18 protein-coding genes, 1 tRNA gene and 1 other annotated feature are annotated in these 18,620 nt (G+C 39.1%); of the genes, 15 read left to right on the top strand and 4 right to left on the bottom strand.

Translation table 11 applies throughout. The features are described from left to right. Positions 1 to 353 precede the first annotated feature (353 nt). Positions 354 to 424: transfer RNA gene (locus FFM66_RS07465), tRNA-Gly, on the bottom strand. A gap of 464 nt (positions 425 to 888) precedes the next feature. After that, positions 889 to 1,123: a binding site (T-box leader), on the top strand. 60 nt (positions 1,124 to 1,183) lie between these two features. Here FFM66_RS07465 and FFM66_RS07460 point away from each other — a divergent pair. Beyond that, a complete protein-coding gene (locus tag FFM66_RS07460) occupies positions 1,184 to 2,311 on the top strand; it encodes a 5-methyltetrahydropteroyltriglutamate--homocysteine S-methyltransferase (RefSeq protein WP_048603035.1) in 1,128 nt (375 codons plus the stop codon). A 269-nt stretch (positions 2,312 to 2,580) separates the two neighbouring features. Beyond that, complete coding sequence (locus FFM66_RS07455; protein WP_137605497.1) at positions 2,581 to 3,030, top strand: VOC family protein; 450 nt, start codon at positions 2,581 to 2,583, stop codon at positions 3,028 to 3,030. A 70-nt stretch (positions 3,031 to 3,100) separates the two neighbouring features. On the opposite strand, the gene FFM66_RS07450 is transcribed toward FFM66_RS07455, so the two are convergent. Continuing rightward, positions 3,101 to 4,693: an ABC transporter ATP-binding protein gene (locus FFM66_RS07450; protein ID WP_137605496.1), complete on the bottom strand. Its 1,593-nt coding sequence runs from the start codon at positions 4,691 to 4,693 to the stop codon at positions 3,101 to 3,103. A gap of 88 nt (positions 4,694 to 4,781) precedes the next feature. On the opposite strand from FFM66_RS07450, the gene FFM66_RS07445 reads away from it, so the two are divergent. The 11 genes from FFM66_RS07445 to FFM66_RS07395 all read left to right on the top strand — a co-directional run bounded on the left by FFM66_RS07445 (position 4,782) and on the right by FFM66_RS07395 (position 14,014). Further along, a complete protein-coding gene (locus FFM66_RS07445) occupies positions 4,782 to 5,684 on the top strand; it encodes an Rgg/GadR/MutR family transcriptional regulator (protein ID WP_137605495.1) in 903 nt (300 codons plus the stop codon). A 108-nt stretch (positions 5,685 to 5,792) separates the two neighbouring features. Next, entirely contained in the window at positions 5,793 to 6,323 is a 531-nt protein-coding gene (locus FFM66_RS07440) for a YqeG family HAD IIIA-type phosphatase (protein WP_048603031.1), read from the top strand. Further along, positions 6,316 to 7,425, top strand: a complete 1,110-nt coding sequence (yqeH, locus tag FFM66_RS07435; RefSeq protein WP_137605494.1) for a ribosome biogenesis GTPase YqeH — start codon at positions 6,316 to 6,318, stop codon at positions 7,423 to 7,425. The genes FFM66_RS07440 and yqeH overlap by 8 nt, the downstream gene beginning before the upstream one ends. A gap of 14 nt (positions 7,426 to 7,439) precedes the next feature. After that, positions 7,440 to 7,751, top strand: a complete 312-nt coding sequence (gene yhbY / locus FFM66_RS07430; RefSeq protein ID WP_137605493.1) for a ribosome assembly RNA-binding protein YhbY — start codon at positions 7,440 to 7,442, stop codon at positions 7,749 to 7,751. Between the two features lie 17 nt (positions 7,752 to 7,768). Then, positions 7,769 to 8,410, top strand: a complete 642-nt coding sequence (locus tag FFM66_RS07425; protein WP_137605492.1) for a nicotinate-nucleotide adenylyltransferase — start codon at positions 7,769 to 7,771, stop codon at positions 8,408 to 8,410. Next, positions 8,400 to 8,990 carry a bis(5'-nucleosyl)-tetraphosphatase (symmetrical) YqeK gene (gene yqeK, locus FFM66_RS07420; protein WP_137605491.1) on the top strand — a complete coding sequence of 197 codons (591 nt, stop codon included), beginning with the start codon at positions 8,400 to 8,402 and terminating at the stop codon, positions 8,988 to 8,990. The genes FFM66_RS07425 and yqeK overlap by 11 nt, the downstream gene beginning before the upstream one ends. A gap of 252 nt (positions 8,991 to 9,242) precedes the next feature. Beyond that, a complete protein-coding gene (gene rsfS, locus FFM66_RS07415) occupies positions 9,243 to 9,584 on the top strand; it encodes a ribosome silencing factor (RefSeq protein WP_137605490.1) in 342 nt (113 codons plus the stop codon). A gap of 1 nt (position 9,585) precedes the next feature. Continuing rightward, positions 9,586 to 10,320 (top strand): class I SAM-dependent DNA methyltransferase, encoded by a 735-nt coding sequence (locus FFM66_RS07410; protein WP_137605489.1) that lies wholly within the window; start codon positions 9,586 to 9,588, stop codon positions 10,318 to 10,320. A gap of 192 nt (positions 10,321 to 10,512) precedes the next feature. Next, positions 10,513 to 11,952 carry a glycoside hydrolase family 1 protein gene (locus FFM66_RS07405; RefSeq protein ID WP_048603024.1) on the top strand — a complete coding sequence of 480 codons (1,440 nt, stop codon included), beginning with the start codon at positions 10,513 to 10,515 and terminating at the stop codon, positions 11,950 to 11,952. An 81-nt stretch (positions 11,953 to 12,033) separates the two neighbouring features. Then, a complete protein-coding gene (locus FFM66_RS07400; RefSeq protein WP_137605487.1) occupies positions 12,034 to 13,197 on the top strand; it encodes a nucleotidyltransferase in 1,164 nt (387 codons plus the stop codon). A gap of 97 nt (positions 13,198 to 13,294) precedes the next feature. Further along, complete coding sequence (locus FFM66_RS07395) at positions 13,295 to 14,014, top strand: YebC/PmpR family DNA-binding transcriptional regulator (protein WP_137605486.1); 720 nt, start codon at positions 13,295 to 13,297, stop codon at positions 14,012 to 14,014. 47 nt (positions 14,015 to 14,061) lie between these two features. On the opposite strand, the gene FFM66_RS07390 is transcribed toward FFM66_RS07395, so the two are convergent. After that, complete coding sequence (locus FFM66_RS07390; protein WP_048603020.1) at positions 14,062 to 14,352, bottom strand: hypothetical protein; 291 nt, start codon at positions 14,350 to 14,352, stop codon at positions 14,062 to 14,064. 269 nt (positions 14,353 to 14,621) lie between these two features. Here FFM66_RS07390 and FFM66_RS07385 point away from each other — a divergent pair, with 269 nt between their 5' ends. After that, positions 14,622 to 15,287 carry a hypothetical protein gene (locus tag FFM66_RS07385; RefSeq protein ID WP_048603019.1) on the top strand — a complete coding sequence of 222 codons (666 nt, stop codon included), beginning with the start codon at positions 14,622 to 14,624 and terminating at the stop codon, positions 15,285 to 15,287. A gap of 46 nt (positions 15,288 to 15,333) precedes the next feature. On the opposite strand, the gene helD is transcribed toward FFM66_RS07385, so the two are convergent. Then, positions 15,334 to 17,604, bottom strand: coding sequence for an RNA polymerase recycling motor HelD (gene helD, locus FFM66_RS07380; protein ID WP_137605485.1), 2,271 nt, complete (start codon positions 17,602 to 17,604; stop codon positions 15,334 to 15,336). A 121-nt stretch (positions 17,605 to 17,725) separates the two neighbouring features. Here helD and FFM66_RS07375 point away from each other — a divergent pair, with 121 nt between their 5' ends. Next, positions 17,726 to 18,595, top strand: a complete 870-nt coding sequence (locus tag FFM66_RS07375) for an aminoglycoside 6-adenylyltransferase (protein WP_048603157.1) — start codon at positions 17,726 to 17,728, stop codon at positions 18,593 to 18,595. Positions 18,596 to 18,620 lie beyond the last annotated feature (25 nt).

Below are 18,620 nucleotides of genomic sequence, written 5' to 3'. Positions count from 1 at the left end.
TGTTGGGTAATAAAACAATAAACAGCGTTAGGACAATGTTTAAATAGCATTTCAAAAAAGCTATGAATTATTCAGGAATATCTCTATTTATTAAGAATAATAGTAGATTCTTGGTCATCGAGAAGACGTAATAATTTAACATATTTTGTCTTTTTTTCAAGAAAATTCACTATTTCAAAATAGTCGGCTTTAGTTGTTATCCGAATATTTTCCATAATTTGCCTCCAAACTAGAATAGTCTATCAAAAAGATGTGAAGGTTCATCTTTTTTTAATACTATTTGCAGATAGTTACTAACGGGAATAAATTTAGGGTAAAAGAAAAAGCCTTGATAAATCAAGACTTATAAGATAAGCGGGTGACGAGAATCGAACTCGCGACGGAAGCTTGGGAAGCTTCTGTTTTACCACTAAACTACACCCGCGGAACAAGATAAAGTATACGGCTTTTTCTAAAAAGAAACAAGAGAAATTTTAATTTTCTGCTTGCATTTTCAAAAATAATACGTTATATTTAAGCCATCAAAATGATAAAGCGCTATCATTTTGAATGAACAAACCTAACTCCTTTTTAAATCTTTTCAATACAAAGCTATTTATTTTGAAAAAATCGCTAACAAATTGTGTTGGCGATTTTTTCTTTTGAATTGTACTTATCAAGGCGTAAAGCATATTGGTTGCATTTTTGTCTATTTTCAATTACAGTACCTTTATAAGTATAGGCCATGCTCGTTTTTGATGAGTCTATTGATCAAGCACTGTCAACGGATGAAACGACGTTGATGGTGTTTTTTTTGTTTGAGCCGACAGTAGGGAGAAAAAATAAAAAATTTGATTAAAAAACCATTGACAAAAAAATAGAAAGTGCTAATCTTATATTCAACAAAATAATTCTCCGTTGATAAGGAAAGTAAGCTTAAAGCTGTTTTAGAGAGACTCTGGTTGGTGTGAAGGGTTAGGTGTGGCAAGTTGAAAATGGCCTTTGAGGAATTTTTGGCGATATGTAGTCAAAAACGGATTGTCCACCGTTAAAAGGACCGCCGATCTCATTCATAATGACGTCGGGCTGAGGGAAAGAGCAATCTTTCTAAATAAAGGTGGTAACACGATCATTCGTCCTTTTACTGGCATTCGCCGGTAAAGGGATTTTTTTATTAAAAAAATTTAAGAAAAGAGTGGAAAATATGAGTAAAAAAATACCATTTACAGTCGATCACGTAGGAAGCTTCCTACGTCCCAAAAAGTTGAAGGAAGCACGGAAAAAAGCCTCAGAAGGCGTGATTTCTGCGGCGGAATTGCGGGCGGTCGAAGATGAAGCCATTCGTTCATTAGTGAAAAAAGAAAAAGAAGCTGGCTTAAAAGGAATCACGGATGGTGAATTTCGTCGTGGATTCTGGCATATTGATTTTTTAGAAAATTTAAATGGAGTGGAAGGTTACGTACCAGAGACCGGATACAATCAACATTTTCATGGAAAAGCAGCACCCTCATACAATATTCGCGTGATTGATCGTATTTCCTTTAATGAACATCATCCATTTTTAGCTGATTTTCGTTTTCTGAAAGAAGTAGTTGAAACGGAGGAAGGCTATTTTGCGAAAGCAACGATTCCCAGTCCAACGATGATTTTACGCCAAGAATTGCTCGCAAATGATGGTTCTTCCAGAATCGCTGCTATTTATCCAGACCTGACTGTTTTTTACGAAGATTTGGCTAAAACCTATCAAGATGCGCTTCATGCATTTTATGCAGCTGGCTGTCGTTATTTACAATTTGATGATACCAATTGGGCTTTTTTGGCGGATGCGACGAAACAAAAAGAATTGCAGGAAAAAGGAATCAACGCTTCAGAAATCGCTGCTATCTGTACAAAAATTATCAATCAAGCATTAGCCGATAAACCGGAAGATTTGACAGTCACCACGCATATCTGTCGAGGAAATCATGCTTCTTCATGGTTATTTTCGGGTGGATATGAACCAATCGCTGCAGAATTATTTGCAACCAATTATGATGGTTTTTTCTTAGAATACGATTCAGAACGTGCCGGTGACTTCTCGCCATTGCGCCATTGGTCAAATAATGGAAGCAAAGTTGTTTTGGGGTTAGTTACTTCAAAATTTCCACAATTGGAAAATCCTGAAGAAATCAAAGCACGGATTCAGGAAGCAGCAGCATTTGTTCCTCTTGAAAATTTGAGTATCAGTCCGCAATGTGGTTTTGCTTCCACCGAGGAAGGCAATAAAGTAGCAGAAGAAGATCAGTGGAAAAAAATCACTTTATTACAAGAAATCGCAAAAGAAGTTTGGTAGAAAAGAATCCACTTTTTTCTTGCTATTTCTCGGGAAATATAGTATTTTTAATTTACTAAGTGATAATCATTATCATTTAGCAAAGCTTTTACTCCTTAAAACGAAACGCTTTACAAGATAGATTATGCCGCCAACCGTTCAATTGGCGGTGTTTTTTTATCGAAAAAAATAAAAATCCTTCGTTTGTAAGGAGAGGAAATAATTGTGTTTTATACAGTTTTCATGTTTAATTATGCTGTATCATAAAAAATGCAAAGGAGCAAACGCATATGGAAACACGTTTATTTCCTTCCATCGCATTTGACAATGCGAAAGAAGCACTTGCGTATTATGAAAATGTTTTTGGAGCAACGGACATTTATCGCTTGTCGCCGACAGCAGAACAAGCAAGTCAAATGGGGATTCCTGAAAGCACCGATTTAGATACGATTACAGTTCATGCAACTTTCAGTGTTTTGGGTGTAGAGATCCAAGCAGGAGATTCATTTGGCGCCGACACAAATCCGACAGGACAAATCACCCTCATGATCAGTGTAAATAGTGAAGATCCTGAAAGTATGAAAGCGGCAGATGATTTTTATGAAGGATTGACAAAATCAAATGAAGTTACCGTTGTTTTACCTTATGAAAATCAATTCTGGGGCGGAAAACTTGGTCAATTTAAAGATAAGTATGGTCTCAACTGGATGTTGCATGCCCAACCATGGTCACAATTTTAGAAAAACGATCCCACACTACTTCGACTGTAATGTGGGATTTTTTTGATTTCAAAAAACTTTAGTCGTTTGATTAGTCGGTTAAGCGCAGGACCCCGTCCAATCGTTGAGCAATAGCGGCGGATAAGTGATGGGTGATCATGATGACTGTCAATTCAGGTTTATCCAGCAGCAGGTTTTCAATTTTTTCTGCACTCGTGCGATCAAGATTTGCGGTTCCTTCATCGACCAAAATAATTTTTTTCTGCCGTAAAAATCCTCGAGCTAGTGCGAGACGCTGCTTTTGACCACCGGAAAACAATCTACCGTTTTCACCGATAAATTGATCCAGTCCTTTTTCTTGGGTCTGAACCAACTCCCATAAATCAGCTTCTTCTAAGGCGTGTTTAATCTCCTCCTCGGAGAAATGCTCATCCAAGACCAGATTTTCTCGGATGGTTCCAGTAAAGATGTAAGGCGCTTGATCAATGTACAAAATATCCTGATAGATTTGATTGGTGGCAAGCTTTGCTAATTCTGAGTTCCCAATGGTGACAGAGCCTTGGTATCCACGAATTTTACCATTCAAAATATTTAATAGCGTGCTTTTTCCCGAACCGCTGGCACCTACGACGGAGTATTTTTTATTTTGTTCAAACGTATAAGAAAGGTTAGTGAAAATGGGTTGTTCCTTTTGATAGCCGTAAGAAAGATTGGTTAGTTGGATACCTTGTGTCAGTTGATAATCGGCTGCCGGAGTTTCATCAAATGGCGCAACGTTCAAATATTTATCAAACAAAGGGGCGGTCCCCTGAATTTCTGAAATGTAGTTATTCAAATTGCCTAAAGTATTAAAAATCGTGGAGGCAAAATTTCCGGTAGCTGCGACCGAACCTGGTGTTAGAGCTTTTCGAATAACTAAAAGACCTGTCAATGCAAGAATTGAAACTTGACCGATAACATTGCCGATACCGCCGGTCACCGCAACTTTTGCGGTGGTGTTTCCTTGCATGATTTTGCTTTCTTGCAAAGGGGCAATGGCTTCAGCAACTTTTTTATGAATAAATGGGAGGCGATGAAAGACATAGAGGGTGTCAAAGCCGCTGAGGTAGTCTGATACTTGACTTAAAAAAACTTCACTTTTAGTTGCCACAGTAAGATAGCGGTGTTTCATTTCTTTTTCAAAAATTTTTGGCAGAAGTAATAGTGCGACACTTTCAACAAAAGTCAATAAAACCAATGACCAGTGAAAAGAAAATAAAGCGAAAAAAGAAACGACGGTTGCGATCATTCCGCTGGTAACTTGGTAAAAGCTATCAAAACTCTTTTCAATGGTATTGATATCGTTAGTCAGCCATGAAGCGTAAGTCCCAACTTTTTCTTTATGAAAATCTCCATAGCTGGTTCCAGTCAAGCGGTCAGTGATTTCCAAACGCAGGTAATTGATCATTTTTTGAATGACTGTTGTTTTCCAGCGAACACGGAAAAAAACCAGAATCAAAAATAGGGTGAATGCTGCCAACACCTCAAAAATTGTGCGGAAAAAAAGTTGTTGATCCAGGGCAATGATTGCATTGAAAACTTTAGCAATGCTCAAAGTAGCAGCGGTTTGTGCCGAGGCTTCTCCTAATAAAAATAAGCCAACGACGAAATTTTCCTTCCAAAATAACCGTAAAATTCTTTTCATTGAATGTCCCTCCTTGATGTTTCTAGCATAGCGGGTTAAAATAAAGGAAACACAATAAATTACATATATGTAAAAAAGAGGATGGCAGATGAACTTTGGAGAGACGTTTCAGCAATTGCGAAAAAACAAGCGAATCACTTTGAAGGAGGCAGCAGCTTCCAGTATCAGCGCGGCACAGCTTTCCCGATTTGAAAACAATAAGACGATGCTGACGGTGGATCAGTTTTTTCATTGTCTGGAAAATATCAATGTCTCTATTGAGGAATTTCGCTTTGTTCAAAAAGAAACGATTAAAGATCATTATCAGTTGGACGTAAAACGAATGGAAACGTTTTTGAATCAAAATCAAAAGGAAAAGAGTATTCTGCTAATGAACGAGCTTCATCAACGAAGCACTTCTGCCTATAGTTGGCCGCTTTTTCTTGGAGATTTTATTCAATATATTCTTGCGTTGAATGAAGACAATGATTTCATTGGATCGGATACCCGAGTTGTTCGCTATCTCCATCAGGTAGATGATTGGGGTGAAATGGAATTACGCTTGTTTTCGATTTTTAGTTTTCTTTTCGAACCAGAAGAACTCTATCGTTTTTCAAAAGGAGTCATCAAAAAAGCAAATTCTTATTTGGCATTGCCTCAGACACAGCGCTTGTATTTTGATATCCTGTACAATTTGTTTCAAGTCTTTATTTATCGAAACAAAATCAGTTATGCGCGGGAAATTCTGCAACTGACAGGAGAGGCTTTAGGAAAAAAAGTGGATTTATTGTTTCCTCAAATCGATTATTTATACAATAAAGGTGTTTTGTGCTATAAGGAGCAACAGGTGATGGTGGGAGATCAATATTTTGATCAAGCATTGTCTGTTTGTCGAATTTTTAGACAAACAGAACGCTTAAAGCAATTTCAAAATCAAATTCAACAGTGGCGTACTTCTCATGAGGAACCGAATTTTAAAATGTTGACCCTCAATCTAAGTCTTTTTTCGTAAAAAAGCGGACCTTTGTATAAACCTAGTATTTTCCGCAATTTTATAGTATAATTTCGGCTTGAGGAGTACGTTTTTGTACTCCTTCATTTTTTGAACAAAGGAGACACTATGTTTGCAAAGTACAAACCAACATGGATGGTCAATGCTATCTATGATTTGACTCCCGAACAATTACGAAAACATGGAATTAAAGCGGTCCTGACAGATTTGGACAATACCTTGATTGCATGGAACAATCCTGATGGTACGGATGAATTGCGGCAATGGCTGCAAACCATGAAGCAGGCGGAAATTCCTGTAATCGTGGTTTCCAATAATAAAGCCAGTCGTGTGGAGCGGGCCATCCAAGCATTGGATCTAGGCTATGTTTCTCGCGCATTAAAACCTTTTTCCCGAGGCATTCGTATCGGACATGAGCGGCTGCAAATGTCAAAAGATGAGGTTGTGATGGTGGGAGATCAATTAATGACGGATATTCGCGGAGCCAATCGCGCAGGTGTACGCAGTATTTTGGTAAAACCGCTGATTGAAACAGATGCATGGAACACACGAATCAATCGCTTTATGGAGCGAAGAGTAATGAAACAGTTATTGAAAGAACATTCAGATATGAAATGGCGAGGTGATTTAGGTGAGTGAAGCGATCCATTGTGTAGGCTGTGGTGCGGTGATTCAAACAGAAGATCCGGAAAAACCCGGCTTCACACCACAATCGGCACTTGAAAAGGGATTAGCGACTGGAGAAGTGTATTGTCAAAGATGTTTTCGTCTGCGGCACTACAATGAAATCCAAGATGTTTCTTTGACAGATGATGATTTTTTGCGATTATTGAATGAATTAGGGCAAAAGGATGCGTTGATCGTGAATGTCGTGGATATTTTTGATTTTAACGGATCATTGATTCCAGGACTTCATCGGTTTGTTGGGAACAACCCCGTGTTACTTGTCGGCAATAAAGTCGATATTTTGCCAAAATCTTTAAAACCGGGGAAATTGACCCAATGGATGCGGGAACAAGCGCATGCATCAGGCTTGCGTCCAGTAGATGTCATGCTGACTAGTGGAAAAAATGCAAAATACATGCAAAAACTATTGGATATGATTGAAAAATATCGGGAAAATCGAGACGTCTATGTCGTGGGTGTGACAAACGTTGGAAAATCAACCTTGATCAATCAAATCATTCAACATACGGCTGGGATCAAAGAATTGATCACCACTTCAAGATTTCCCGGCACGACGTTGGATAAAATTGAGATTCCGTTGGATGACGGCCACTTTTTAATTGATACACCGGGAATTATTCACCGGCATCAAATGGCACATTATCTTGGCAAGAAGGATCTCAAAATTATCGCGCCCCACAAAGAAATCAAACCAAAAGTTTATCAACTTCAGGCAGAGCAAACACTCTTTTTAGGTGGATTAGCTCGATTTGATTTCATTCAGGGGGAAAAAAGTTCCTTTATCGCATATGTCGCCAACGATGTGGAGATTCATCGCACAAAATTAGCGAAGGCAGACGAATTTTATGACAAGCACGTGGGAGGCTTATTGCAGCCGCCACGCCCCGATGAAGTGGCTGATTTTCCTGAACTGGTTCGTTTTGAATTTGCAGTGAAAGAAAAAACCGACATCGTTTTTGCCGGTCTTGGCTGGGTCACCGTTACGACACCCTGTGTGGTTGCTGGTTGGGCGCCAAAAGGTGTCGATGTCTTGCGTAGAAAAGCTTTAATTTAGAAAGAAGGAACGTTATGGAACTTAGAGGAAAACAAAAACGCTTTTTGCGTAGTCAAGCGCATCATCTGCAACCAATTTTCCAAGTTGGTAAAGGTGGAGTCAATGAGGCGATGATTAAACAAATTGAAGAAGCACTTGAAAAAAGAGAATTAATCAAAATATCTTTGTTGCAAAATACAGAAGAAGTCGCAGATGAGGTTGCAGAAACGTTACAAAATGAAATTCGTTGCGACGTGGTACAAATTATTGGTCGTGTGCTGGTTTTATTTAAACCCTCTACGAAAGAAAAGTACCAAAAGTTGTCAAGAGAAGTTCGTTCGATTTAAAAACGGAGGGAAAGAATATGCAGGCAAAATCACTTGTGGGAACTGCAACCTTGGTTCAATCGGAATTGGAAACAATCCAAAAACGCAAGCAAGTGGGGATTCTTGGTGGAAATTTCAACCCAGTTCACACCACTCACTTGATTTTAGCCGATCAGGTCGGCCAGTCCCTAGGTTTGGAAAAAGTTTATCTTATGCCGGAATATTTACCGCCGCATAAGGATGGAAAAACGACGATTTCAGCAACGCATCGGTTAAACATGCTGGAGCTGGCTGTTGCAGATAATCCTTTGTTGGCAGTGGAAACGATTGAACTAGAACGAAAAGGAATCAGCTACACTTACGATACAATGAAAGAGCTGACGGAAAAAAATCCCGATACTGATTATTATTTTATTATCGGCGGGGATATGGTTGCTTATCTTCCAGAATGGTACCGGATTGATGAATTAGTTCAATTGGTTCGTTTTGTTGGGGTCAAACGTCCTGATTTCCCGGCTGAAAGTGAATACCCCGTCATTTGGGTAGATGCTCCGTTGATGGATATTAGCTCTTCCATGATACGAAAAAGAATCGCTCAAGGATGCTCGGTTCGATACTTCCTACCAGAGAATGTGCTACACTATATTCAAGAAAAGAGGTTGTATCTGGATGAATTATAGCGGAAAATATACATCGCTTGATCGGGAACTCTTGATGCAAAAAGTTCAAATGCGGATGAGTGAACGGCGATTTAAACATGTTTTGGGCGTCGAAGAAACGGCGATTGCCTTAGCTGAAAAATATGGTTGTTCACCAGAGCAGGCAAGCATTGCCGGATTGGTTCACGATTATGCAAAGGAACGCCCTGACGAAGAATTTCAATTAGTGATTCGTCGTGACGGATTCGACCTTGATCTGCTTCATTGGGGAAATGCAATTTGGCATGGTGTCGTGGGTGCAGATTTTGTTCAACGAGAGTTGGCTATTGATGATCCTGAAATTTTACAGGCCATTCGGGTTCACACAACGGGTGCAGCGGAAATGAGTCTGCTTGACAAAATTCTTTATGTGGCAGATTACATTGAACCAGGTCGAGATTTTCCTGGTGTTGAAGCAGCACGAGAATTGGCATTAGTAGAATTGGATAGTGCAGTTGCTTTTGAAACGAAACACACATTGAGTCATCTAATTGAACAAGAAAAACCCATTTACCCCAAAACTATCGAAACCTATAACCGCTGGGTAGCAAAGAAAATTTAATATATTAAAACGACCAAGGATGCCAGTTCCACTTGTAACGAGATGCTTAGTGGAATGGGGATAGGGCGAGAGAATAAAACTAAATTTTCTAAAGGAAAATTTAATACATTAAAAGAACCAAGGATGCCAGTTCCACTTGTAACGAGAGGCTTAGTGGAATGGTATGCGGCGTGAGAATAAGACTAAATTTTCTAAAAGAAAATTTAATACATTAAAACGAACAAGGAGGGAATTATCATAGATAGTCAGAAAATTTTAGAAGTCGCTGTTCGGGCGGCAGATTCCAAACGTGCTGAGGATATTCTTGCTTTAGATGTCAGAGGAATTTCGTTATTAGCCGATTATTTCGTCATCTGTTCAGCAAACAGCGAACGTCAAATCAATGCGATTGTTGACGAGGTAGTTGATAAGGAAGAAGAGCAACAGGTTGAAGTAAAACGTATCGAAGGAAAAGATGGTGCCAAGTGGGTCTTAATCGACTTGGGAGATGTTATCGTCCATGTTTTCAGTAATTCAGAACGTGCCTTTTATAATCTTGAAAAACTTTGGGCAGATGCGCCATTAGTGAGCGTCAACGATTGGATCGTGGAATAAAATGGCTTACGAAACATTTGCCTTCGTGTATGACGAAGTGATGGATGCCAGCTTGTATGAAAAATGGCTGGCATTTTCTAAACGTCATTTGCAAGGAAAAAAAGAAATACTTGAATTGGCTTGCGGAACAGGTGCATTGGCAGTGGCTTTTGCAAAAGAAGCGTATCAAGTAACCGCGCTTGATTTGTCTGAGGAAATGCTGATGATCGCCAGCAATCGGGCAATCGATGCAGATGTTTCGATTCAATTTGTTGAGGGAGATATGCTTGATTTATCTGAGATTGGTCAGTATGAGGCAGTGACCTGTTTTTCTGATTCTCTGTGCTATATGGCAGATGAACAAGATGTTCAGCAAGTTTTTGATGAAGTGTACCAGGTTTTAGAAGATGGCGGAATCTTTCTTTTCGACGTCCATTCCCTTTATCAAATTAATGATGTTTTTCCGGAATACAGCTACCACTATCAAACAGATGAGTTTGCGTTTTTGTGGGACAGCTATGCTGGCGAACATGAAAACAGCATTGAGCATTTCTTGACTTTTTTTGTTGCAGACGAAGAAGGAAGTAATCATTTTTCGCGACAAGATGAATTGCATAAGGAACGGACCTATCCACTGGAGGTTTATTTACGAATGTTGGAAAATGCTGGCTTTCAGCAGGTTCAAACTTTTGCAGATTTTACTGATTCGCCGCCGAATGAAGTGAGTCGGCGTTGGTTTTTTGTTTGTCAAAAATAGACATGAATCTTTTTGATTTGTGTCTTTTTTTTATATACTTGGATTTTGATAAGTAGGTTACAGCGGTGATAACAGAAAAAAAATTAGAAAAAGGACAAAGCGTTTTCACATTTGTCAGAAAAAGTGATAAAATATAGATGTATGGAAAGAAAAGACTGTGAATTTCTTTTCACCAAAAAGGAGGAGAATTTTTTGGAAAACACACATAAAACAAACTTTCCTGCTGATTTTCTGTGGGGATCAGCTTCCGCCGCGTATCAAGTTGAAGGTGCTTGGGACGAAGACGGCAAAGGAAAATCCGTTTGGGATGAATTTGTACGAATTCCCGGTAAAACGTTTAAAGGAACGAACGGTGATTTAGCAGTAGATCATTACCATCGTTTTGAAGAAGACATTCGCTTGATGAAGGAACAAGGATTGAAATCCTATCGTTTTTCCGTTGCTTGGACACGAATTTTTCCAGAAGGACGTGGAGAAATCAATCAGGCTGGACTTGATTTTTATGTTCGCTTAGTAGATGAATTGATTGCAAACGGAATCGAACCGTTATTAACGATTTATCATTGGGATCTTCCACTTGCGTTACAAGAAGCCTATGGAGGTTGGGAATCTCGCGAAATTGTTGAGGACTTTGTGAACTATGCAACCGTTTTATTTGAGACCTTTAAAGGAAAAGTTCATTATTGGGTGAGCTTGAATGAACAAAACGTATTCATTCAATTAGGCTATATGCTGGCGGTTCATCCCCCAGGTGTCAGTGATCAAAAACGCATGTATCAAGCAAATCATCATGCAAATTTGGCGAATGCAGCGGTTATCAAAAAATTTCATGAAATGAAAATGCCAGGACAAATTGGTCCAAGTTTTGCCTATACACCTAATTATTCTTTTGATAGTGATCCTAAAAATGTATTAGCCGCAGAAAATGCAGAAGAATTCATGGCAAATTTCTGGATGGATGTTTATGCAAGAGGAGAATATCCCATCGTTGTGATGGACTATTTGGAAAAACATGGAATCGCTCCGGAGGTTTTACCGGAAGATGCGGCATTGTTGAAAGCAGGCAAACCTGACTTTATGGGAATGAACTATTATCAAAGTGCCACAAATCAATTCAATCCTTTAGATGGTGTCGGTCAAGGGGAAATGAACACCTCTGGTAAAAAAGGTTCTTCAAAAGAATCTGGCGTTCCTGGTTTATACAAAAAGGTTCAAAATCCATTTGTTGATCGTACAAACTGGGATTGGGAAATTGATCCAATGGGAATTCGTATTGCATTGCGTCGAATCACCAGTCGGTACCGTCTACCTGTTTTAATTACGGAAAACGGGTTGGGAGAATTTGATAAAATTACTGAGGACCACCAAGTTCATGATGACTACCGAATCAAGTATTTACGGAATCATGTGGCAGCTATTTCTGATGCGATTGCTGACGGTTGCCAAGTTTTGGGCTATTGCACATGGTCTTATACAGATTTATTAAGTTGGTTGAATGGATACCAAAAACGGTATGGTTTTGTTTATGTGGATCAAGATGAAACACAAGAAGGCAGCTTGAATCGTTACAAGAAAGATAGTTACTATTGGTATCAACGTGTCATTGCATCAAATGGAGAAAACTTAGATTAATTTTTTTGGAGAGTCTATTCATGGCTCTCTTTTTTTATGGAATAAATCTGTTAAAATAAAGAAAAAAAGGGAGGCAAAAATGTGAAAGCATGCGGGATCATCGTCGAATATAATCCTTTTCATAATGGTCATTCCTATCACGCAAAAAAAGCACGGGAGCTGACCGGCGCAGATGTTGTTGTCGCAGTGATGAGTGGGAATTTTTTGCAACGGGGAGAGCCGGCAATTATAGATAAATGGCAGCGGGCAAATGCGGCGTTGCAAAATGGTGTGGATCTGGTGGTCGAATTACCTGTCGAATGGTCCATGCAGCCGGCAGATCTTTTTGCAAGAGGAGCCATTGGATTGTTGCAGGCGCTGGGCTGTGAATTTTTATGTTTTGGCACAGATCAAGAGACTTTTTTTGATTATCAAGCTTTTGGCAGGTTTGTTTTAGAAAATCAAGAGAAAATTGATCTGGCTTTTCAAAAAATCACAGATCCCAGCCTAACCTATCCTCAGAAAATGATGACTGTTTTGCAAGAAATTTATTCTCCATTGCAGGTGGGCATCAACCAGCCAAATCATATCCTAGGATTAAGCTATGCACAGGAAAATGCGAAGTATCCTAATCCGATGCAGCTTTTTTCTGTCAAACGCAAAGGTGCCGGTTATCATTCAACGGAATTGACCCAAACCATTGCCAGTGCTACTGCTATTCGCCAAGCAGTTGGAAATCATCATTCGGTGACTGCCTATGTTCCAGAGCAAACGGCAGCGGGATTGAAATCGCACACGGTGACTTGGGAAAATTACTGGCCCCTGTTGCAGTATCGTATTCTTTCCAGCTCTCTGACGGAGTTACGGGAAATTTATCAAATGGTGGATGGGTTAGAATTCCGACTAAAAAAAGTGATTCAAGAAGCAGATAATTTTGAAGAATTAGTTACCAAACTAAAAACCAAGCGGTATACCCAGGCCCGAATCCAACGGCTGCTTTGTTCCTTATTGTTAAATTTAAAGCAGACAGATTTAGAGGAACAGTGGCAAAAGCAATACCTTCATATATTAGGTTTTACGAAAAATGGTCAGGCTTTTTTGACTGAAAGAAAAAAGAAAAGCAGCTTGCCGTACTTTTCTAAAATCGGTAAAAAAGAGGAAGCAGTTGCTTCACTGATGATTCGAAGTGATCAAATCTATCAATTGGGAGCGACTGGAATCAAAGAACAAAATTTTGGTCGGCATCCTTGGAGGCTTTTAAAATAGTTTTGGAAAACTACTTCACAGGAGCGGGATTGACAAGTATAATGGACGAGGACGTTTTTTCGTCAGAGGCACAAAAATTAGAAAGCGAAGTGAGACTATGGGTCGTAAATGGGCAAATATCGTAGCAAAAAAGACTGCTAAAGATGCAAACAACAGCCGAATTTATGCAAAATTTGGAATCGAAATTTATGCGGCAGCGAAATCAGGTGATCCTGACCCACACGCGAACCAAAAATTACGGTTCGTTATCGAACGTGCGAAAACCTATAATGTACCAAGACATATCATTGATCGTGCAATTGAAAAAGCGAAGGGTTCTGGCGATGAGCAATATTCAGAATTGCGCTATGAAGGTTTTGGACCAAATGGCTCGATGGTTATTGTGGATACATTGACAAACAATGTCAATCGTACAGCGGCAGATGTTCGAGCAGCATTTGGTAAAAATGGCGGAAATATGGGTGTTTCTGGCGCCGTTTCCTATATGTTTGATAACACAGCGATTTTTGGCTTTGCCGGGAATGATGCCGATGAGATTTTAGAATATTTAATGGAAAAAGAAATCGATGTTCGAGATGTGATCGATGAAGAAGGACAAATCATCGTATACGGTGAACCAACAGATTTTAACAGCATTCAAGAAGCCTTAAAAGAAAAAGGTATCACCGAATTTTCAATTGCTGAAATCCAAATGATTCCGCAAAATGAAGTACAACTATCCGGTGACGATTTAGAAAAATTTGAAAAAATGATAGATGTTTTGGAAGATTTAGAAGATGTTCAAAACATCTATCACAATGTCGAGTTAGATGACTAAAAAAACGCTGACCTCGTTCTGGATGACAGAAACGAGGTCAGCGTTTTTTAGAAGACTTCCATAAACCCAAAAAGATTCAAAACAAAAACAATGAAGACCGCCATATTTCCTAAAAGGGACAGCATGATCAATCCATAACGAATCGTCCAGATTTTATACCAGCCTCCGTCATAAGAGCCGCGTTTTTTAGGTCCGCGATAGAGTATTTTGGCAAGAATCGTTAGTACCAATAGTCCAAGTTGAAGAATGGTAGCAATCGTTAGGGAAATCGTTGCGTTCATAATCAAGTAATAAAGAAAAATAGTGGCGATTCCCGTTATAATAGCAAGTACAAACATGTTTAACACCTCATTTTCTGTAAATAATTGGCTGAATTTTTTCTAAGGGAGTCCTTTAATAGAAATCTAGAAAGACCCAGCATCTCCTAAAAAAAGTATAACGTAGACTAGAAAAAAAGACTATTAGAAAGCTGTTTTAGGTCGCCTCATCTTAAAAATGTGCCATTAAAAAAATTTTCCACTTGCTCCTGTTTCAATTTGGCTAATCAGAAAATTCTGTGCTAAAATCAAAGGAGAAAGTTATTTATTTTTAGAGAGCAGGTGAGCATATGTCGGAAAAAATCGTCCTCGAACCTTTTGATCGTATTTTGAGCGGGTATGATAAATTAGCAGAAACAGCTGTCTCAATCGCAGATTGTTCAAAGTTATGTGAAAAATATCAAAAGTTTGGCGTATCTGGCTATCGGCTAGGAAATTTTCGCGGTTCAGGTTATTTAAATCGTTATGTAAATTTCAGTGTCGATTGTGCACCTCTTTTGATTTATAAAAAGAGATATTTGATTCCTTTAGTTTTTCGACAATCAGCAGAAACCGATCGTCTGTTTCGAGAAGAATACCGAATGGAAGGTTTTTTCCTGCTTTTGGAATGGAGTCTGAAGCATCAACCGGAAAAAGTGATTATGGATTACAACAAAACAAAAAAGCGTACCTCCTATGAAGCTATTTCTGATGATAAACAAGTCATTGACAGTGCCTATCTCGTTTTCCGTTTGTCGGAGATTCTGGATGGTGCGGGTTTTCCTATCAGTAATTTCAATACATTGGAGCAGTTTATTGAATGGAACCGAATCTATCGTTTGATTGATAACGGTGCGATTGGTCGACATAGCAAAAATTTTGATTCAGAACTGGCAGAAAATCGTTCAGAATTGGCAATGATTTTAAATGTCGTATCCTTAAAATATCCTCATACGACACCATTTCTCAAGGAATAATAAATGAAAAACACCCTTTTCACAAAATAGTGGAAAGGGCGTTTTTTTAAATCATTTTTTCTTGAAAACTATTTTTTACCGCAGCCAGTAGTGGACTGGTTGGTGTTGGTGTAAAAATAGTCAGCTCGTGCATGGCACGGGTAGCAATCGTATATAAAATCAGTTGATCTTGAGCTGTCCGGAAATTTTCTCCTATATTCCACGCAAATACCTGATCAAATTCCAAACCTTTCGCCAGAAATGCCGGAATAATCATAATAGAACGCTTCATGAAGGTGTCTTCTGAAACAATCAACTGGACTTTTTTCTGTAATTCTGGTGAAAGCTGTTGGTACAAGGCTTCACATTCTTCAGCTGTTTTACAAATGACTGCACTACGCCAAAAATGGGCTTTTTCTTCATCCTGCAACAACTGTTCGAGGACATGCAAGCGTTGCTTTTCAGAAGGACTGGTTAGAATCAAAGGAAGCTCGCCTTTGCGGGCAGTCAATTCTACTCGGTTGTCTTGGGTCAGAAACTGATTGGCAAAATCGGTGATTTCTTTGGTGGAACGATAGCTGGTCGTCAATTGATAACGAGTCACCTCTTCATTAGGGAATAACTCAGGCAGAGAGCCCACAATCGTTTCATTTCCAAAAACTTTTTGATTCAGATCGCCGCACAAAGTTAGTGTGGCTTTCGGATAGAGTCGGCGCAACAAAGCAACCTGTGCAGGGGGGAAATCCTGCATTTCATCAATAAAGATGAAGCGGGCTTTTTGCGGTACTTCAGCAGGATAAAGTTCCTTTGACAATAGGAAAAACAACACTGCATCTTCTTGAGTCAAGACTTTATTTTTCAATTTTTCACGGGTGACAAGTTGAGATTCTGCCCATTCTGCTTTTGAAATTCCCGCTTTTTCCAATTTTGTTTCTGGAATGGATTGCAGAAAATGCAGGTATTGTTTGGAATAATTGATAAATTGAAATTGTTGGATAGCTCGTGTCATTCCTCGGAAATAACGCCGGGCTATTTGTTTGCGAATTTGCCCCCGTATCCGACGTTCATTTTCTTCTGAGTCATCTTGATTGGGATTGTCGGCAAAAAATTCCTGCAGCTTTTCTTCTGCCAACTCCTTGACCCAGTTTTTCTTCGCTTCGTCTTTTTGCAATCCGCCGATTTTTTTCAAGAGCTTCGTTTGCAAAAGTTGTGTTCGTTGATAAAGCGGTAGTACCGGATTGGTCTCTTGGTACCATTGTCTGATTTGTGCCGCCGATAATTTTACTTCACCCTTGACTTTCAGCGAACGGAACAAAGGACCATAGGAAGTAATTCCCCGACTGTACCGCTGGATTTCACTAACGAGACTCATTCCACTTTTGAGTCGTTCGGTTTTCTGTTCTTTTCCGGATAGAAAAATTTCTTCCTGCTGAGCTTCTTTTTCAATTTCAAATCCTGGTACCAATTGGGAAATAAAGGTTCGGAAGGTACGTGTAGGAACTTCACTTTCCCCTAAAGAAGGTAAAACCATTGCAATGTAATCAGAAAATAGATGATTGGGTGAAAACAGTAAAACTTGTTTGTCGTCTAGCCATTTGCGGTGACGATACAAAAGAAAGGCAACCCGTTGTAATAAAGCCGAGGTTTTTCCACTACCGGCGATTCCTTCAATCAGCATGATTTTGCTATGAGTATCACGGATAATTTGGTTTTGCGCTTTTTGAATCGTGGAGACGATATTTTTCATTTGGGAAGAAGAGGCTTCATCCAAGATTTCCAGAAGGAATTCATCGTTGATCACTTCGGAAGTATCCACCATCGAAAGAATTTTTCCTTCTTGGATTTTAAATTGTCTTTTTAACAATAATTCTACATCAAAACGCTCTTGATCCGTTTCATAAAAAGTAGGACCCAGCTCGCCTTCGTAATAAAGATTAGCAATCGGTGCCCGCCAGTCGATCACGATCGTTTCTTCCGATTTGTCTCGCAAGGAGGCAATTCCTAAATAAAGTGTTTCTTTTTCCGTTTCTTCCTTGAAATCGATTCGGGCAAAATACGGATTTCCACTCATTGTCTGCAAAGTTTTGATCCGCTTTTGCTGGGACTCTGCAGTCTGATATTTTAGTAATAATTCTTGTTCATGTTGGCGATATTCAACGGCAGATTCATAAAAAGCTTCGTCAGAACCGCTGCGGATCGTTTTCTTTGCGATTTCTTTCAGTTCTTCTTGCATCGTTCCAGTCAATGCTTGCTGCTGTTTTTCCAATAATTGCTGCTCAGCACCGATCAAGCCGATGGTCTCATCTGCATGCATTTGTTCTTTGATTCTTTCCTCCATTAAATAGGCCTCCTTAAAAAAATACAACATAAAATTATAGCATAAAAAACAGTAACTTGCCGAGATAAAAAAAGACTTATGATAAAATAAAGAAAAAGAAAGAGATGTGAGAGAAATGGAAATGAGAACAGAACAAGAAATGCTGACGTTGATTCTGCAAACAGCCAAGGAATTACCTCAAGTCGTTGCTGCAGCAATCTCAGGTTCTCGTATGAATTCCAACGTACCAAAGGATTCTTTTCAGGATTTTGATATTGTGTATATTGTGAATGAGAAAAAAAGTCTACTCACCAATCGGAAATGGTTGGAAAAATTCGGGGAACGCTTGATTATGCAATGCCCCGAGGAAATGACCTTGTTTCCACCAACATTAGGGGAGCGATTTACTTTTTTGATGCTGTTTGCAGATGGCAATCGGATTGATTTAATGCTCTGTCCATTTTCTGAGATTGAAAGGGAGATTGCAGAAGAACCATTATTATCAGTTTTATATGATCCTTGTGGCATTTTTCCGCAATTAACTTCTCCAACAGATACTGCTTTTTGGGTCAAGGAGCCAACAAAGGAAGAGTTTTTTGACTGCTGCAATGAATTTTGGTGGGTATCCACCTATGTTGTTAAAGGCTTGTGGCGTAAGGAACTGCTCTATGCTTCAGATCATTTGTATGAAGTTTGTCAAAAAGAATTATTGCGCTTGTTAAGCTGGCAGGTTGCTGCAGAAAAAAATTACACGTTTAGTGTCGGCAAAAATTTTAAATATTTGCCTAAATATTTAACGATGGATCAACAAGAGCAACTTTTAATCGTTCGGGATTTTTCTTCTAAAGAAAAAATCTGGCAGGCATTGTTTAAAACACAAGCCTTCTTTCATGGCGAAGCTTTAAAATTTGCAGCACATCAAGGATTCTTTTACGATGCGGAAACAGCCGAAAAAGTAATGGCTTATAGCCGTACGTGGTACCAGGAAACAGACAAAAAGGAAACTGTTTAATTGTAAATGAAAAATATTTTCATTT

Source organism: Enterococcus songbeiensis (genome assembly GCF_005405265.1).
GTDB classification, from domain to species: Bacteria; Bacillota; Bacilli; order Lactobacillales; family Enterococcaceae; genus Enterococcus_C; species Enterococcus_C songbeiensis.
The sequence above is the reverse complement of the archived record's forward strand: the minus strand, read 5'-3'. Positions and strand labels throughout refer to the sequence as shown.